At 70.3% G+C, this 16,560-nt stretch carries 18 protein-coding genes; 4 read left to right on the top strand and 14 right to left on the bottom strand.

The window, feature by feature from the left end; translation table 11 throughout:
- Positions 1-93: 93 nt before the first annotated feature.
- From ACFWYM_RS21500 to ACFWYM_RS21475, 6 genes are all read right to left on the bottom strand, one after another.
- Entirely contained in the window at positions 94-942 is an 849-nt protein-coding gene (locus ACFWYM_RS21500) for a siderophore-interacting protein (RefSeq protein WP_384839325.1), read from the bottom strand.
- Entirely contained in the window at positions 939-1,175 is a 237-nt protein-coding gene (locus ACFWYM_RS21495) for a phosphopantetheine-binding protein (RefSeq protein WP_384839599.1), read from the bottom strand. Before ACFWYM_RS21495 ends, ACFWYM_RS21500 begins: the two co-directional genes overlap by 4 nt.
- A 5-nt stretch (positions 1,176-1,180) precedes the next feature.
- Positions 1,181-1,879: an isochorismatase family protein gene (locus ACFWYM_RS21490; protein ID WP_384839596.1), complete on the bottom strand. Its 699-nt coding sequence runs from the start codon at positions 1,877-1,879 to the stop codon at positions 1,181-1,183.
- Between the two features lie 5 nt (positions 1,880-1,884).
- A complete protein-coding gene (locus ACFWYM_RS21485) occupies positions 1,885-3,546 on the bottom strand; it encodes a (2,3-dihydroxybenzoyl)adenylate synthase (protein ID WP_384839593.1) in 1,662 nt (553 codons plus the stop codon).
- Between the two features lie 29 nt (positions 3,547-3,575).
- Positions 3,576-4,772, bottom strand: coding sequence for an isochorismate synthase (locus ACFWYM_RS21480; protein WP_384839323.1), 1,197 nt, complete (start codon positions 4,770-4,772; stop codon positions 3,576-3,578).
- Between the two features lie 176 nt (positions 4,773-4,948).
- A complete protein-coding gene (locus tag ACFWYM_RS21475; RefSeq protein ID WP_384839320.1) occupies positions 4,949-5,740 on the bottom strand; it encodes a 2,3-dihydro-2,3-dihydroxybenzoate dehydrogenase in 792 nt (263 codons plus the stop codon).
- Between the two features lie 333 nt (positions 5,741-6,073).
- Between ACFWYM_RS21475 and ACFWYM_RS21470 the strand changes: the two genes are divergently transcribed.
- The gene (locus ACFWYM_RS21470) at positions 6,074-6,859 is read left to right on the top strand and encodes an ArsR/SmtB family transcription factor (protein WP_384839317.1); all 786 of its coding nucleotides are present in this window, start codon (positions 6,074-6,076) and stop codon (positions 6,857-6,859) included.
- A 529-nt stretch (positions 6,860-7,388) separates the two neighbouring features.
- Here the strand turns inward: ACFWYM_RS21470 and ACFWYM_RS21465 are convergent.
- Entirely contained in the window at positions 7,389-7,787 is a 399-nt protein-coding gene (locus ACFWYM_RS21465) for a VOC family protein (RefSeq protein WP_384839314.1), read from the bottom strand.
- A gap of 92 nt (positions 7,788-7,879) precedes the next feature.
- On the opposite strand from ACFWYM_RS21465, the gene ACFWYM_RS21460 reads away from it, so the two are divergent.
- Positions 7,880-8,899 (top strand): helix-turn-helix transcriptional regulator, encoded by a 1,020-nt coding sequence (locus tag ACFWYM_RS21460; RefSeq protein WP_384839311.1) that lies wholly within the window; start codon positions 7,880-7,882, stop codon positions 8,897-8,899.
- A 519-nt stretch (positions 8,900-9,418) separates the two neighbouring features.
- Here ACFWYM_RS21460 and ACFWYM_RS21455 read toward each other — a convergent pair.
- From ACFWYM_RS21455 to ACFWYM_RS21445, 3 genes are all read right to left on the bottom strand, one after another.
- Positions 9,419-9,901, bottom strand: coding sequence for an RNHCP domain-containing protein (locus ACFWYM_RS21455; protein ID WP_384839590.1), 483 nt, complete (start codon positions 9,899-9,901; stop codon positions 9,419-9,421).
- Between the two features lie 387 nt (positions 9,902-10,288).
- Entirely contained in the window at positions 10,289-10,690 is a 402-nt protein-coding gene (locus tag ACFWYM_RS21450; protein ID WP_384839309.1) for a DMT family transporter, read from the bottom strand.
- A gap of 69 nt (positions 10,691-10,759) precedes the next feature.
- On the bottom strand, positions 10,760-11,080 hold the full coding sequence (locus ACFWYM_RS21445; RefSeq protein ID WP_384839306.1) for a DMT family transporter: 321 nt from the start codon (positions 11,078-11,080) through the stop codon (positions 10,760-10,762).
- Between the two features lie 192 nt (positions 11,081-11,272).
- Between ACFWYM_RS21445 and ACFWYM_RS21440 the strand changes: the two genes are divergently transcribed.
- A complete protein-coding gene (locus ACFWYM_RS21440) occupies positions 11,273-11,722 on the top strand; it encodes a MarR family winged helix-turn-helix transcriptional regulator (RefSeq protein WP_384839303.1) in 450 nt (149 codons plus the stop codon).
- 138 nt (positions 11,723-11,860) lie between these two features.
- On the opposite strand, the gene ACFWYM_RS21435 is transcribed toward ACFWYM_RS21440, so the two are convergent.
- The 4 genes from ACFWYM_RS21435 to ACFWYM_RS21420 form a co-directional block, all read right to left on the bottom strand.
- Positions 11,861-12,685 (bottom strand): class I SAM-dependent methyltransferase, encoded by an 825-nt coding sequence (locus ACFWYM_RS21435; RefSeq protein ID WP_384839300.1) that lies wholly within the window; start codon positions 12,683-12,685, stop codon positions 11,861-11,863.
- 426 nt (positions 12,686-13,111) lie between these two features.
- On the bottom strand, positions 13,112-13,432 hold the full coding sequence (locus tag ACFWYM_RS21430) for a hypothetical protein (protein ID WP_384839297.1): 321 nt from the start codon (positions 13,430-13,432) through the stop codon (positions 13,112-13,114).
- A 47-nt stretch (positions 13,433-13,479) separates the two neighbouring features.
- Positions 13,480-14,100 (bottom strand): GNAT family N-acetyltransferase, encoded by a 621-nt coding sequence (locus ACFWYM_RS21425; protein WP_384839294.1) that lies wholly within the window; start codon positions 14,098-14,100, stop codon positions 13,480-13,482.
- Between the two features lie 220 nt (positions 14,101-14,320).
- Entirely contained in the window at positions 14,321-14,647 is a 327-nt protein-coding gene (locus ACFWYM_RS21420) for an Ig-like domain-containing protein (RefSeq protein WP_384839291.1), read from the bottom strand.
- A gap of 417 nt (positions 14,648-15,064) precedes the next feature.
- On the opposite strand from ACFWYM_RS21420, the gene ACFWYM_RS21415 reads away from it, so the two are divergent.
- On the top strand, positions 15,065-16,114 hold the full coding sequence (locus ACFWYM_RS21415; protein WP_384839289.1) for an LCP family protein: 1,050 nt from the start codon (positions 15,065-15,067) through the stop codon (positions 16,112-16,114).
- Positions 16,115-16,560 lie beyond the last annotated feature (446 nt).

Here is a 16,560-nt window from a genome sequence, read left to right as displayed (position 1 = left end):
CGTGTACGGCATGGGTGGTTCTCTTCGTGTACGGCGCGGTGGATACGGATCCGCGGGTACGGGGGGGGTCAGTGGTCGTCGTGTACGGGGGGGTCAGTGATCGTCGTCGAAGTCGGCGACGCCGCGCTTCCAGTAGCCGGTGATGTCGTGGTCGGCCTTGTCCAGGCGCAGGTCGTCTCGGACCCAGCGGCGCAGCGGCTTGAGCTGTCCCGCCTCGCCCGCGGCCCACACGTAGACCCGCTCGTTCTCGGGCACGGTCACCGCGGTCACCGTCCGGGCGAACTCCTCGCCCGTGCCCGCCGGACGCTCGCCGCGGTGCAGCCAGCTGACCTCGACGCCGTCGGGAGCGGACAGGTCGATCTCCTCGTCCGCGTCGGCGACTTCGATGAACGCCCAGCCCTTCGCGGTCCTGGGCAGTTCCTCCAGCCAGCGGGCGATCGCGGGCAGTGCCGTGAGGTCGCCCGCGAGCACGTAGCGGTCGTAGGCGTGCGGGACGATCAGCCCGCCGGGCGGTCCCGCGACGTGCACGACGGCTCCCGGCTCGACGGCGCGCGCCCAGTCCGCGGCGAGGCCGCCGTCGTGCAGGGCGAAGTCGACGTCGATCTCGGCCGCGAGGGGGTCGTAGCGGCGCACGGTGTACTCGCGCGACGTGGGCGCGGGCCGCGGCCAGCGCAGCATCGTGCCGTTCGGCTCGGGCAGCCGCAGCGTGCCGTCCGGCTCCGGGAAGATCAGTTTCACGTGCTCGTCCGGGGCGTGTGCCTCGAACCCCTCGGCGCCGGGCCCGCCCAGCGTCACCCGCAGCAGCCCGGCCCCGACCATGACGGTGCGGACGACCTCGGTCTGCCGGACGTGGATCGGGTAGCCCACCTTCTCGGGCAGGCGGCCCGCGCGGACCTCCTTGATCCGTTCCAGGTGGCGGTGGCGGTGGTCGGCCGGGCTCACGCGGTCTCTCCGGCCAACAGCGCGGTCCAGTGGGCCAGTTCGGGCCGCTCGGCCAGGTCGGGGAACTCCACGGCCGCCCCCGCCGTGCGCCACCGCTCGACCAGCGTCATGATCCTCAGGGAGTCCAGGCCCAGGTCGAGGAGGTTGTCCTCAGGCTCGATCTCGGCGGGGTCGCAGCCGAGCAGCTCGGCGATGTCGGCGCGGACGCGGTCGGGCGACAGGGTCGGGTTGATCGGGGTCATCGGACAGCTCCTGCGGGGGCGGCCGCGGACGAGGCGGACAGGGCGGACGGAGCGGCGGACAGCGCGGTCAGCGCATCGGCGGTGGTGGTCACGGCGCCGCAGCGCTGGGCGACGTACGCGCACGCCTGGTCGTGGCGTTCGCGGGTGAAGTCGGCGGCGGCGTCGGCCACCAGGAAGGGCTGGACGTCGCGCATGAACGCCTCGACCGCGGTGGTCTGGAGGCCGATGTGCGCGTACACGCCGGTGATGAGGAGCTGGTCGCGGCCGAGCGCGGCCAACTGCTCGGCGAACGTGCTGCGTTGGAAGGCGCTGTAGCGCCACTTGACGAGCACGGTGTCGCCCTCGGCCGGGGCGAGCGCCTCGACGATGTCCGCGGCCGCCGGGTCGGCGTCCATCACCGCGCCGATGCCCTCACCCCAGAACTCGGTGAGCAGCCCACGGTCCGCGGGGTCCTGCCGGCCGGGCTGCGCGGTGTAGAAGACGGGGACGCCCTGCTCGCGGGCGACCGCGGCGAGGCGCGCGATGTTGGCGCTCACCTCGGGCACCGGCGCCCCGGTGTACGGGGCCAGGAAGTAGCGCTGCATGTCGTGGACCAGCAGGGCCGTGCGGGCAGGATCGGGCCGCCAGTCCACCCGCCCCGCGGGCAACTCGTCGGCCGCGGGCAGCGGATAGGGCCGGATCTCGGGCAGGGACACGCTCATCACTCCTTCCGAGCCAGTGCGGCCAGTGCCGCCCTCAGCTCGCGCTTGCTGGTCTTGCCGACGCCGGTCGCCGGGAACTGCTCCACGACCTCGACCAGGTCCGGCACCTTGAACGCGGCCACCCCGCGCTCCCGTACGAACCGACGTAGCTCGGCGGCGGTGGGTGAGGCACCCGCCGCAGGCACGACGTAGGCGCAGGTCCGCTCCCCCAGATAGGGATCGGGCACCGCGACGACGGCGGCGTCGAGCACACTCTGATGGGCCATCAGATGGTTCTCGACCTCCTCGGCCGCGATCTTCTCGCCGCCCCGGTTGATCTGTTCCTTGGCGCGTCCGACGACCTCCAACTGGCCGCCGGGCAGGCGCCGCACGAGGTCGCCGGTGCGGTAGAAGCCGTCCACGGTGAACGCGGTGGCGTTGTGCTCCTCGGCCCGGTAGTAGCCGCGGATCGTGTAGGGGCCGCGGGTCAGCAGGGCGCCGGTCTCCCCCGGTGCCACGTCGGCACCTGTGTCCGGGTCGACGACGCGGATCTCGTCGTCGGGCGAGATGGGCCGGCCCTGCGTGCCGAGGACGATCTCCTCGGGGTCATCGAGGCGCGTGTAGCAGACGAGCCCTTCGGCCATCCCGAACACCTGCTGCAACCGGCAGCCGAGGGCAGGCCCGATCCGTTCGGCGAGCTCCCGCCCGCACTTGGCGCCGCCGACCGACAGGACCTCCAGCGAGGAGAGATCGCGGTCGGTACGGGCCGCGGCCTGCACCCAGGCGGCGGCCAGCGGCGGCACCACCCCGGTGACGGTGACGCGTTCGGCCTCGATCAGCCGGAACGCGGTGTCCGCGTCCGGCCGCGGCGCCATGACCGTGGCCGCGCCCGCGTGCAGCGCGCCGAGCACGCCCGGCGAGCTGAGCGGGTAGTTGTGCGACACGGGCAGCGTGGCCAGGTAGACGCTGTCGGGGCGCAGCCCGCAGATCCGGGCGCTCTCCCGGACGCTGTAGAGGTAGTCGTCGTGGGTGCGCGGGATCAGCTTGGGCAGCCCGGTGCTCCCGCCGGAGAGCTGCAGGAACGCCACGCCCTCCGGGTCGGGGTCGGGCAGCGCGCGCGGCGGGGTCGCGGCCAGTTCGTCGAACTCCCGCGTGCCGACCACCAACACCCGTCGTACGGAGTCCACTTCGGACGCGACGGCGCGGGCGGTCGCGGCGTGGTCGTGCCGCTCGTGCTCCCCCACGGTGATGATCGCGGCGGCCTCGCTGTGCCGGGCGAAGTGCCGCAGCTCGCTGTCGCGGTGGGCGGGCAGCGCGAACACCGGCAGGACGCCCGCGCGCCACATCCCGAACACCACCGGCAGGAACTCGGGGATGTTGGGCAGCTGCAGCACGACCCGGTCGCCGGGCGCGAGCCCGGAGTCGGCGAGGCCCGCCGCGATCCGGTGGGCCCGCTCGTCGAGTTGGGCGAAGGTCCATCGGACGTCCACCCCGCGGATGTCCGTGCCGACGACGGCGGTCCGGTCGGCGTACGCGGCGGCCAGCGAGGTGAGCAGCGCCCCGAAGGTCTGCCCGCGCCAGTGGCCCGCGGCGCGGTAGCGCGCGGCGACCTCCGGCGGCCACGGCACATGGTGGTCCCGGCCCGCCTCATCGGCTCGGTCCGCTCGGCCCGCTCGGCCCACTTCGCCTGCTTGGTCTGCTTGGTACGCGCTCACGCCACGTCCTCCACGCCGAGGGCACGCAGCAGCGTGCGGAACTTCGCGCCGGTCTCGGCCAGTTCGGCGGCGGGGTCGGAGCCCGCGACGATCCCGGCCCCGGCGAACAGGCGCACCGTCCGGTCGCACACCTCGGCGCTGCGGATCGTCACCGCCCATTCACCGTCCCCGTCGTGGCCGGTCCAGCCGACCATCCCCGCGTAGTAGCCGCGGTCCTCCGTCTCCAGCTCCGCGATGGCATCGCGGGCCCCGGCTCCGGGCACGCCGCACACCGCCGGTGTCGGGTGCAGCGCCTCGGCGAGACCGAGCGCCGAGCAGAGCGGGTCGGCCGGGTCCGCGAGGCGTCCGGTGATCCGGGTGGACAGGTGCCACATCGTCGGCGTCCCGATGACCTCGGGGCGCGCGGGCACGTCCAGATCGACGCAGAACTTCCCCAGTACGTCGGCCACTTGGGCGGCGGTGTGGGCGTGCTCGCCGAGGTCCTTGGCCGAGTCGCGAAGGCGCGCGATCCGCTCGCGGTCGATGGCTTCGTCGCCCGACCGGGGCGCGGAGCCCGCCAGCGGGTTGGCCACGACGGTCGCGCCGCGCCGGGAGACGAGGAGTTCGGGGCTGGCCCCGACCACGGTGCGCGGGGCGGGGTCGCCGGGCGCGGTGACGTCGACGGCGAAGGCGTACGCGGCCGGGTCCGCCCTGACGAGGCGGGCGAGCAGCGCGGGCACCCACACCGGCGTGTCCGCGGTCGCCTCCAGGCCGCGGGCCAGCACGACCTTGCTGAGCTCGCCGCGGTCGATCAACTCCAGTGCGCGGCGGACGCTTTCGGCATAGCGCGCGGGCTCGGGGCGCGGCGTGACCGCCCACGCCGTCCCGGTCTCCGCGTCGGGGGCCCGCACGCCCGCGGGGGCGTCGGCGCGCCGCACCACGGAGGGCACCACCAGACCGTTCACCGCCTCCGGGTGGAAGCCGACCGCCCCGGCGACGACGGGATCCGGCACCCCCGCCGTGGCCGCCGCGTCGAGCGCCTGGGCCGCGACCAGGGCCTGCGCCCCGCCTCCGGCCCGGACCCGGGCGTGAATGCCGTCGGCGAGCAACGTCCCTCGGGGCGAGGAGAAGTAGAACGAGCCGGGCAGGTAGGCGGCCAGCAGGTCGGCGGCCCTGTGCACGGGTCTCGGGCGCACCAGCGCGGGTATGGACACGTCGGACTTTCCTTTCTCAGGCGCGCAGTTGCGTCGCGGATGCGCAGATACGCGGGTACGCGGGCGCGCGGGATCGCCGCTCGGGGCGGGGGGGGAATCAGGAATCAGGAATCAGCGATCACAGACCGGCGATCTGTGATCTGTGATCGGCGATCGAGACGGGCGGGGGCCGCGCCTCAGACGCGCAAGGTCGCGCCGCCGTCGACGAACAGGTTCTGCATGGTGATGTGCCGGGCCCGGTCCGAGACGAGGAACAGCACGGCGTCCGCGATGTCGGCCGGATCGGCGATGCGGCCGAGGGGGATGCCCACCCGGAACTGCTCGGGGGCGCCCGCGATCACCCGTGCGAGGTCAGCCCCTTCCGTCTCGTCCGTCCACAGTTGACGCTGCATCGGGGTGTCGGTCGAACCGGGCGAGACCACGTTGCACCGGATGCCGTGGCGGGCCACTTCGAGCCCGAGGCAGTGGGTGAGCATGGCGGTGGCGGCCTTGGACGCGGCGTACGCGCCCATGCCCGTGCGCGGCACGCCCGCGGCGTTGGAGGCGACGGTCACCAGGGAACCGCTCCCCCGCGGCACCATCCGGCGGGCCAGCTCGCGCAGGACGACGAACGCGCCCGTGGTGTTGACGGAGAAGGTGTCCGCCCAGTCCTGGTCGCTCGTCTCGCACAGGAGCCCCGGCCGCAGGATGCCCGCCACGGACACCCCGATGCCGATCGGCCCGATGTCGCGCTCGACGTGGTCGACGACATCGGCGATCGCGGCGGCGTCCGCGACATCGGCAGCGAAGGGAACGACCCGCCCCTCCGACCGCTCGGCGAGACCGGCCAGACCGTCCGCTTCGACGTCGACGGCAGCGACGGTGACGCCCTCGCGGACCAGCCCGTCGACCACGGCCGCGCCGATCCCTCTGGCCGCACCGGTGACGAGGGCGACCGAGTCCGCGCCCCCCAGATTCCAAGCCGACATGCCGTCCCTTCCCCCGATCCATAAGGTAAGGCTAACCTAACTAGAGATGCGAGGTGGGCGCAAGTGATCTCCGCGCGAGATGAGCTCGCGCCACATGACTGCACGTCACATAGCGCTGGACGGCGGGGCGTTGGGTGCCGAATTCGCGCGACCTCCGCAATCACCCTCGAACGGAGCGCAGCCGCACCGCTCCCCCAACTGCCACCGGAGGCGCTCTCCCTCATGCCGCCCACGAAGGCGCTCTCCGCCATGCCACCCGAGGCCCCCGCGACCACTCACCGTTTGACGCGCAACCAAATGGTTGCCAATCTGGAGATGAGAGGGGCGGATGGCATGGACGAGGTGTTCAAGGCCCTCGCGGATGCGAGTCGCAGGCAGTTGCTGGACCGTCTGAACGAACGGAGCGGCCAGAGCCTGCGGGAGCTGAGCGCGGGGCTGGACATGAGCAGACAAGCGGTGTCCAAGCACCTGGCGGTGCTGGAGGGCGCGGGCTTGGTGACGACGGTCCGGCATGGCCGGGAGAGGCTCCACTACCTCAATCCGGTGCCCATCCACGATCTCGCCGACCGCTGGATCGGCCAGTACGAGCGCGGCCGGATGGCCGCGCTCAGCAACCTGAAACACGCCTTGGAAGGAACAGCGATGAGCAAGCCCGAGTACGTCTACACGATCTACATCGACACCACGCCCGACAAGCTCTGGGAGGGGCTGACCAGCCCGGAGTTCCTGAAGCAGTACCACGGCGGCTGGGCACCCTCCTCCGACTGGAAGGTCGGCTCGAAGGTCCTGTGGCCGGTCGAGGACGGCGGTGAGCCGCAGGACCTCGGTCAGGTCGTCACAGAAGCAGAGCCCGGCAAGCGACTCGCCTACACCTGGCACACGCTGCAGCCGATGCACCAAGAGATGTTCGGCATGAGCGACGCGGAGTTCGCCGAGGCGGTCAAGGAGCGCTCGAAGGTCTCCTTCGACATCGAGCCGGCCGAGGATCCGGCGCTCGGCCTGAAGCTGACCATCACCCATGACGGCTTCACCTCGGCCGACTCCAAGATGCTCGAGGGCGTCAGCGGCGGCTGGACCATGATGATGTCGCAGCTCAAGACGATCCTCGAGAAGGCATGACGCCATCGGGGATGACCGACGGCGAGGGCCGGGCGACCCTGCGACCATTCGCTCGCGGAGCCTGCCCTCAGGCCGGTAGGTGCCTGTTCGCGGCCACACGACCGAGGACGAGCCTCTCGATACGTCATGTGACGCATTGACCCCTCAGCGCCCTCACGGTTGCGTGCATGTGGTCCTCCGGTGGGGAGCCGGAGAGGGCCACCGGAGAGGACGCGTTTCTCAACTGGGGGGAACGTGACGGGAATTGATGGACGGCGCGCCACCAGACGTGCGCGGACCGCGACCTTGAGCGCGGTGGTCACGGCGGTCGCGGTGTGCGCGGTCACGGTGGTGCTGCCCGGGGCCGCCTCGGCCCGTCCCACGACCGGGCACCGACACCGACACCTACGCGTACGACGTAGGCGCCGGCACCGCCCAACTCGTCCCGAACGTACGGGGCGTGGCCATCGACCCCACCGGCCGCCACCTGCTCCACGCCCCGGGCGGCACAAGCGAGCCCGCGCTCTCGCTGCGCGACCTGCAAGCGGCGTCAGCGCGCGAACTTCTCGATGGCCGCCTCGGTGACGGGGGTGAAGAAGTTGACGAGGTTGCCGTCGGGGTCGCGGAACAGCAGCGACCGGTTGCCCCAGGGCATCGTGGTGGGCTCGTTGACGAAGTCGGTGACGAAGCCCGTCAGGTTCCGGTGCACGCGGTCCACGTCGTCGACGAGGAACTCGGTGATCACGGTGTGGTTGTCGGCGGGACGGGCCGAGCCCGGGGCGAACAGCGGGACGGTGCGGGTGCTCGCGATCGCGAGGGTCGCGCCCGCGGTCTTGAGCTCGGCGAAGTCCTCGGTGGCCCAGGTCGCCTGCGCCCCGGTGGCTCGCTCGTAGAAGTCGACGAGGCGCGCCGCGTCGCTGGTGATGATGCGGATCGAGACGAAGTCCATGGGGGTCTCCTTGGCTGTGCTGGCAGCGTGCACGCCGAGGCTAGGAGAAATAGTGGACAGAATCGGTCCTGTATGCGCGTTAGTCTGCGCCCATGCCTCGACCCACCGGCCGCGTGCTGACACTCCTGGAACTCCTGCAGTCGGGCGGTACCCGGTCCGTGGCCGAACTCTCCGACCGGCTCGGCGTCGAGGGGCGCACCGTGCGGCGGTACGTGTCCCAGCTGATCGACCTGGACGTGCCCGTGGAATCGGTGCGCGGCCGCTACGGCGGGTACCGGCTCGCTCCCGGGTACCGGCTGCCGCCGCTCATGCTCAGCGACGACGAGGCCCTTGCCGTGCTGCTCGGCCTGGTCTCCGGCCGCCGGGCGGGGCTGACGACGACGCAGCGCACCGCGAGCGAGACGGCATCGGCGAAGATCCGGCGGGTGCTGCCCAGGCACCTCGCCCGCCGCCTCGACACGCTCCTGGACGCTCTCGCTTTCACGGATCAGCCCGGTGACGGTGATGCGCGGCAGCCCGGCGCTGTCGACACCCCGGACGCCGAAGTCCTCCTGACCATCGCCGATGCGGTACGCCACCGCCGACCGGTCTCGGTCCGCTACACCGACCGCGAAGCACGGCGCAGTGAACGCACGCTGCACGCCTACGGGATCGTCTCCCACGCGGGCCGGTGGTACGTCACCGGCAAGGACGCCCGGCTCGACGAGGACCGGACCTTCCGGCTCGATCGCATCGAAGACGCACGCACCCTGCCCGGCTCCTTCAAGGTGCCCGCGGGGATCGACCCGGCAGAGCGCCTGTTGTCAGCCTTCGCCACGGCCGAGTACCGGCACGAGGTGACCGTGCGGATCCACGGGACGGTCGAACAGATCCGGGCTCGTCTCCCCGCCGGCGTCGCGAGCGTGGACGTGGCGGAGCACGCGCCCGCGATGGGCGAGGACCGGGCGACCGAGCGCTGGCTGCGCGTCGAACTGCGGGCGGAGCGGCTCGACTGGTTGCCTGCGGTACTCGCCTCGCTGGACCGGCCGTTCGTCATCGAGCGCCCCGCCGAACTGCGCGACCTCGTGATCGCACTCGCCGACCGCCTCGTGTCCTGCGCCCGCCGAGCCTGACAGCGGGCAACAGTCGTCATGCGATGACAACCGGTTCCTCAGCCGCCGGTTTCTGAGCCACGGTTCCTCAGCCGGGGATGCCGATGTCCATGTCACCGCAGAGGGAGGCGCACCGCTCAGTGCCAGTGCCAGTGCCAGGGCAGCAAGCCGTGGAAGAGCAGAAGCCCTGAAGCCGCCAAGGTGGCCACGTACCCCACGGTGCGCATCCGACCTCGCCATGGGCCGCCTCGCCGCGGCCTCCCGTTGTCGCTTGGTCTTCTGAAGGGCGCCGCGAACTCCGCGCTGCGTACCTCCGGTTGCCCATGAGCGCAGGAGCTGGCGGAAGGTCCGCACGGTGGTGAGTGGGGCGCGGGGTGGGAGCCGGGAACATCATGCACGCGTACAGCCTTCAACTCCGCCACCCAAAATGCATGACCCTTCTGGCCAAGCCGGTCTGCGTCTTTTGGCCGAGGCGCCGGCATGACGCCGACATGGCCGAGAAGGAAGGCGGCTCCCGCCGTGGGCGGGAGCCGCTGGGCGTCAGCTGTGTGCCTGGCGCCTGTTGGTGGGTCCGGCTTCATGAGGGGTGAGACGCATGAGCGCGAGGACGGCGTCGAGGTCGTCGCCCTGGTACGGGTCCTCGGCCATGCGGTTGCGGCGGCGGGTGCCGCAGCCGGTGCACTGGTGGACGATCATGTGGCCCTTGGCGGAGTGGTACTCGACGGCCACCGGGCGCATGAGCGCGCGACAGTCGCCCGCACGGTCTCCGGGTGCGATGTCCACGTGCAGTGAGTGCAGACAGTGCGGGCAGTGGTTGCGGTAGCTGCCGTTGGCCAATGGCGCGACCGCCTTGCCGCAGTCCTCGCAGGTGAAGCCGGTGTTTTCGGTTGTTCTGCTGATGGTGCTGCTCCTCAGCGAGTCGAAGGGATCTTCAACTCGGAGGCGCAGGGTTCCGTTGGCTCTCCCCCTGCCGGAACAAGAGAGCAGGGGTCGCAGGCTTGACTGGGGAGTGACGCGGTTCACCGCCGCTCTCAGGCGGGCGATTACTTCCGGCTCCAGCTTCACCAGAGCGCGTTTGCCGCCCTGGATCCGGACCACGACTGGGTTTGTGTATTTGTCCCAGCCACTGTCACGCGGGTGTTCCACGTGCCGCCGGTAGGTGTCCGTCCAGCCTCACTGCCGTCGGCGTCGTCCCCCGTCAGGCAGCGTCATGCTTCATCGTAATCACGCCACCTCCTTGATCTGCCGGTGCTCCGTGGCCTGTCGATGCGGCCCCGGAGGCTCTTCCCGTTCCATTCGTGGGCCGGCAGTCGTCCGGAACAAATGAATTACGGCCCATCGGCTCTGTCAGCGGGCCCCTTCAACCCGTCGTCATGCACGTGGGCCGCCCCGGTGCGCCGGGGAGCGTCCTCAAACGCCCACGACCTGGGCCTCCTGCGGTCGGTCGAGGGGTTCCTCGGCGGTGTCCAACTTGTCGGCGAGCTTGAGCCAGACGACGCCGATGATGATGACGCCGAGCCACAGTGACTGGCCGAGAGTGAGGCTCTCGTCGAAGAAGACGGGGCCCAGCGCCGCCGCACCGGCCGCCCCGATCCCCGCCCAGACGGCATAGCCGATTCCGACGTCGATGGTGCGCAGCGCGACGCTCAGCGCCCACAGCGTCAGCAGGAAGAAGACGACGGCAACCAGCGACCAGGTGAGGCGGGTGAAGCCGTGGCTGCCACCGACCGCGAGCGCGTAGCCGATTTCGAAGACGCCGGCGAGAAGAAGCATGAGCCAGGAGTTGGCTGCGGAGCGGCTGGTCGAGGACATGTGAGACGGCCTTTCGTGAGGAGGGTGCGGGTGGTGGTGGGTGAGGTTCACGTGACGGCGGGGTGAGGGTCAGGCGGCGCCGCTGAGCTGGAGTCCGACGACCCCCGCGATGATCGCGGCGATGCCCAGCGCCTTGCGCCAGCTCAGGCGCTGGCCGAACAGCAGGGCGCCGAGGAGGGTGATGCCGACGCCGGAGACCGAGGTCCACAGGGCGTATCCGACACCGACGTTGAAGGTCAGCAGGGCCCTGCTGAGGAAGTAGGTGCCCAGTGCGCCGCTGACGAGGGTCACGGTCGTCCACTTGCGGTTGGTGAAGCCTTCGGCCTTGCCGGCTGCGATCGCGACGACGATCTCGAAGACGACGGCGACGGCGAGGTAGAGCCAGTGCATGAGGGAGGTCCTTTCATTCGACGGCCGCGCTTCCGGGCCGAATGTGCAGGGGCGGGTTGAACGTAGGAGCTAGTTGCTTGCACATACAAGAAGAAGTCGGCCAGACGCAGCCAGTAAGCGGCGCCGGGAACGCCAGAAGCTTGCATGCGCATGTACTCTGGTGTCAAACACCGCCCCAGGGAGGCCGCACCCATGGCAACTTCGCACTCCGCTCCCCCGCGCACGTCCGACCACGCGGCATGGAACCGTGTCCTCGCGCTGCACGCCCATGTGGAACGCGAACTGACCCTGGCGCTGCACAGGCGCCACGGGATCGGGCTCTCGGAGTACCGCTCCCTGGAACACCTCGACCACTCCGAGGACGACGAGCTGCGCATGCAGGACCTCGCCGAGAAGGTCGGCCTGGGCCAATCGTCGGTAACTCGCCTGGTAGGGCGACTCGAGACGGCCGGTTACGCCTACAAGGACCTGTGCCCTTCGGACAAGCGCGGGGTCTACGCGGTCATCACGGACGAGGGACGACAGCGCTACCAGGCGGCACGCGCCACCTACGCGGAAGTGCTCTCGTCCGCGCTGAACGACTTCACGGCCGACCCGGAACTGGGACCCACCGTCCAGGCGTTGCGCGCCCCCCGGAGCTGACCCTCCCTGCCTCACCCCGGACCGCGGCGAGCGCATCGCCGCCACCTCCCCGGACGCCACCGGCACCCTGGGGTCTGCTTGCCCAGACAATCACTTGCGCTCCAGATCCTCCCCTGCGACGCATACGTGCTTGATCAATCACTTACGGGTGGCGGCGACCAGGTAGGCGGTCCCCGGCCAGCGGACGAGACCTCGGCTGACGGTGTCCGCCGGTCGTTCGTGCCGCCGCGTCCACCGGCACACGAACCGGTCGATGGGCGGGACGGAGGGTGTCAGGTCGTAGTGGATGACGTCGACGGGACAGAGTCCGGCTTCCCGCATCCGCCGTCGTAGTCGCCGAGCCGGGAGTGCCCGGATGCCGGACTTCGACGCGCCGTGCCGTCGCTCCGGGGGCCTGCCGAGCAAGCCCTCGACCCGGCCGAGCAGCCGGAGCAGCGGCCAGTACACACCCCATTCGAAGAGACGGTAAGGACTCAGCGGGTTCAGCATGCTGACGAGCACGAGCCCGTCCCGGCGTACGACGCGGTCCAGTTCGCGCAGGACCACGGGGGCATCGCAGTACTCCAGCACACCCATCGCGACCACGACGTCGAAACTCGCATCCGGGAACGGCAGTGCCTCCGCCTCGCCGACGGCCACGTCGCACTCGGCACGGGCCGTGCGGCCCGCGGTCTCGGCGACCATGGCGGGCGACTGGTCGACGGCGGCGATCCGGAAGTCGCCGGGCCGGGTGTCGAGCACACGCCGCACGAACATCCCCGGCCCGCAGCCGACGTCGAGAAGATCGCCACCAGGACATCGGTCCAGGAGCTCGAAGACCGCGTGGAGCCTGGAGGAGAAGTACCGCTCGGCGGGGCCCGAGCCCTGGTACGAGGCGGCGTAGGAAGCCGCGAAGGACGGATCGTCGAACGGGACGCGGACGTCACGACCGGACGCCTTGGGGGGCGCGACCCTCACACGCATGGGGGTTCTCCTAACGGGGGCAGGCGCCATGCCGCTGGAGGGTCCGGCCAGGGACGGCATGGCGTCACGGACGGCCCGCTTCATCGCGGGCCCGGAGAGGTCCTGCCGGCTCGATCCACTCACCGCAACGCAGCCTCGCGAGGCTGCTGCGGCGCCCCAGGAAAATGGTCTGCCGCTAAAGGACGCAAGAGAACGCGAGTCAGCATTCCGCCCGCCGCAGGGCACGGTCAAGAGGGCCGAACGGGCCCCGGCGGAGGGCCGGTCGGGCCCCGGCCGGGAGAGGGAGAACGGCAGGGAGACGGGGCGGGAACGGATGGTTCGCTGCGGTGGAGCACGCGCGGAGCCCACCAGTCGCGCCCCGCCTCACTGCGACCGGAACGGTCCGTTCATCCCGGCCGTCACCGACCTGTCAGACAGGGCAGGGGGTCACCCTCCCACGGTCTGCAGTTGCGAGAAGAACATCACGGCCAGGCCGATCACGGCACCGTGGGTGGTGAGAGCCCGTGCGCAGCGGAAAGCTGCCAGCGGAAGCGCGAGGTAGACCCCGAGGAACGCCAGGACGCGGAGCACCTCGCCCGGGTAGGCGGCCGCGTTCGGGTCCTGCATCCCGCCGTTGTAGCCCTCGATCTGCCAGATGCCGTCCAGGCCGAGCACGAACAACCAGAAGCAGACGAAGAGATCGATGCAGCCCGCGGCCACGGCCCAGCCGATGTCGGTGCTGCGTTGTGCTTTTTGGATCACTGTCACGCCTACGACGACTCACGGGACCCGCCTGAGGTTGCAGAGCGGGTTTGCTAATCGCCGGACGGGCCCGGCCTCCGGGGCTCGCGCCGCATGCACCACGTACGGGGGCCGCCGTCGGGGAGGTCGACGTCCGCGGTCACGGCGAAGCCGAGGCGCGCGTAGAAGTGGACGTTCCGCTCGCTCGAGGTCTCCAGGAAGACCGGGTATCCGGCGCGGTCCGCCTCCTCGAGGCCGGGTACGAGGATCCTGCCGCCCAGGCCCTGGCCCTGAACCGCCGGGTCCACGCCCACGGTGGCGAGGAACCACACCGGCTCCGTCGGCCGATGCGGCCCCAGCGCGTGCTCGGCCGAGGCGAAGGCCGCCGCCCTGTCCCCCGCCAACTCGTCGATCAGCGGCCCCACTTCGGCGAAGCCGGGGGTGGGGTCCTGCTCCGGTGTCGTCCACACGGCCACGGCACGCGCGTCGTCGGTGACCCACACCCTCCCGTACACCAATCCGATCCGGGTCAGGAACAGTTCCTGGAAGCGCTCCACCCGCTCGGCGTGCCGGTCGGCGGCGACCACGTGCCGGGTGAAGGCGTAGTCGGCGAAGGCACGGGCGAGCGTGCGCACCGCTCCGGCGGCGTCGTGGGCGGTGGCGGGGCGTACGAGCGGGGCGGGGGACGGATCCATGGCGCTCCTTACCGGGAGGGGTACGAGGCGCGCACACCCACGCGTGCGCGCTACCCATGGAACGCCCCTCGGCGTACGCCCGTTCCCCGAGGGACACACGGCATGGCTGTGGCGTCCTGCCACACCGCAGACGATCACAACCTCAGCTCACCCGGCGCTCCGGATCACAGCACGCTTTCCGGATCACAGGACGCTTGCGGAGTCAGGGAGATTCCACGGCCTAGGAGGCCGTCGTGAAGGAGGAACTCGCGTACGCCTTGCGACCGTTGGCATCCTCGGCGGTCGCACTGATCTTGTAGGACGTCGCGCGTTCCAGCTGCCCGTCGGGCCGCCAGCTGCTGCCCTCAGCGCCCATCGTCCCCTTGATCCGCTCGCCCGCCGCGTCGGTCAGCAGGACCTCGGTCAGCTTGCCGCCGCGGACGCGGATCTTCGTGGCGTTGTCGATGCTCACCTTGGTGGCGCCGTTCTTCGGGAGGACGGATATGCGGGCCTCCGACACGTCCTCGGTCGACACCGCGGCGGTCGCCTCGCCTGTCGCCTCAAGCATGTCCTCTCCCCCGATGGTGCATGCCGAAAGCACCAGTGCGGCACCGACCAGCGCGGACGCACCCAACAGGTCTCTGCGGCGTATTCCTTCCGCCATCACATGCCCTTCTTCCGTACCGGATCGCTGCGGCCAGCAGAGTCTCAACGTCCCTGAATTCCGTGACGGGTCCAAGGTCCACATGGACAGAAGTGCGGACCGATTCCCTACTCCTGAGGGGCAGAAGGATCGGCCGGGGATCAACCTTCGACGCCAGGTGCCGCCTTTCTCTGGTGTCGGTGGTGTTCCGTGCTACGGCAGAAAGGTGCGTATCGGGGGTCTTAAGAAGTTCTCACGCCCGGCAGGTACTCCGGTTCTCATGCCATACCAAGAGCTCGAACACGGAATCTTCACGGCGCCGTTCGCCATGAGCGAGTCGGCATGACCAAGCACAAGAGGCGCAGGAAACACCGTGCGGCACGGCGCCGGCGTTCCGCTGCCGTACGCCTCTCCTGGGCCGTCATCGGCACCCTGTCGGTCGTGGGGACCGGGGCATGTCTGATGTACGCCGGCCTCAACGGCAACATCGATTCCGTCGACATCGACCGGCAATTGGGCGACGACCGCCCACGGGCCACCGGGAATGGTCTGAGCGTCCTCGTTCTCGGCTCCGATTCCCGCTCCGGGGACAACCAGGCGTACGGACGGGACGAAGGCAGCGCCCGCTCCGACACGGCCATGGTCCTTCATCTCTATCCGGGCCGTAGGAGTGCGACCGTCATCAGCATCCCCCGCGACACCCTCGTCGACCGTCCTGTCTGCCCGACCCGCGACGGCGCATCCGCTCCGGCCCGGCGACGAGCGATGTTCAACACCGCATACAGCGTCGGCGGCCCCGCCTGCACGGTGAAGACGGTGGAAAGCATGAGCGGTATCCGTATGGACCACTTCGTCGAACTCGACTTCACCGGCTTCAAGAAGCTGGTCGACGCCTTCGGTGGCGTGCCGATGGACATCGAACGGAGCGTCAAGGACAAGGCCAGCGGGCTCGATGTCTCAGCGGGCCGACACATCCTCGACGGAGAGCAGGCACTTGCTCTCGTGCGCACGCGCAAGGCCGTCGGGGACGGCAGCGATCTCGGCCGGATCCGCCTCCAGCAGGCGTTCATCACCGCACTCCTGCGGCAGGTCGGCAGCATCGACGTGCTGGACAACCCCAAGAAGGCGTACGCCCTGGCCGACACTGCCACGAAGTCCCTGACCACCGACGCCGGTCTCGCTTCGGTGAAGTCCCTGCTGGCTCTCGCCCAGAGCGTGAAGGCGATGGAAACGAAGAACATCCGCATGCTCACCCTGCCGGTGACACCGGACCGGAAGGACCCCAATCGCGTGGTGCCCTTGGAGGACGAAACGGCCGAGCTGTGGCAACGGCTGCGTGCGGAACGCGAAGTCGCCCCGCGCAAGGAGGGCCCGCGTTCCTCACCCTCGTAGATGGAGGACGCCGATCCCTGGCATTCGTGGAAACGGCTGTGCCGGTCGGCGATTTCGCCGTTGAACCCGAAGTGCCTCTGCTCTCTCAGAATTGAGGGCCACTCACTCGGGCAAGCCCAGCGAACCAGCGGCACCGCACAACAGCCACAGCCGGAGGTTGACCGAGACGATCACAAGGTGACCATGCCGATTGCGCAGCCATGGGCAATGCGGCTCTTGACGGTCCGTCAACACGACGTCGAGGCACAGAGGTTGGGAGATCCGGCAGGCCCTCGGCGACGCCGGGTCACCGGAGCCGCTCACCCGCCCGATCCGCCCCCCCATCCATCCGATTCACCCCCTTCAGCACTCCCTGGCCCATGTCGCCGGATCCACCCACATTCAACCTGTTGGTAAAGACCTATTGACATGACATTTGGACAACCCGCATCGTACTCGTACCAGAG

Origin of the sequence: Streptomyces sp. NPDC059009 (assembly GCF_042740175.1) — a bacterium.
In the GTDB taxonomy this organism is placed as follows: domain Bacteria; phylum Actinomycetota; class Actinomycetes; order Streptomycetales; family Streptomycetaceae; genus Streptomyces.
The sequence above is the reverse complement of the archived record's forward strand: the minus strand, read 5'-3'. Positions and strand labels throughout refer to the sequence as shown.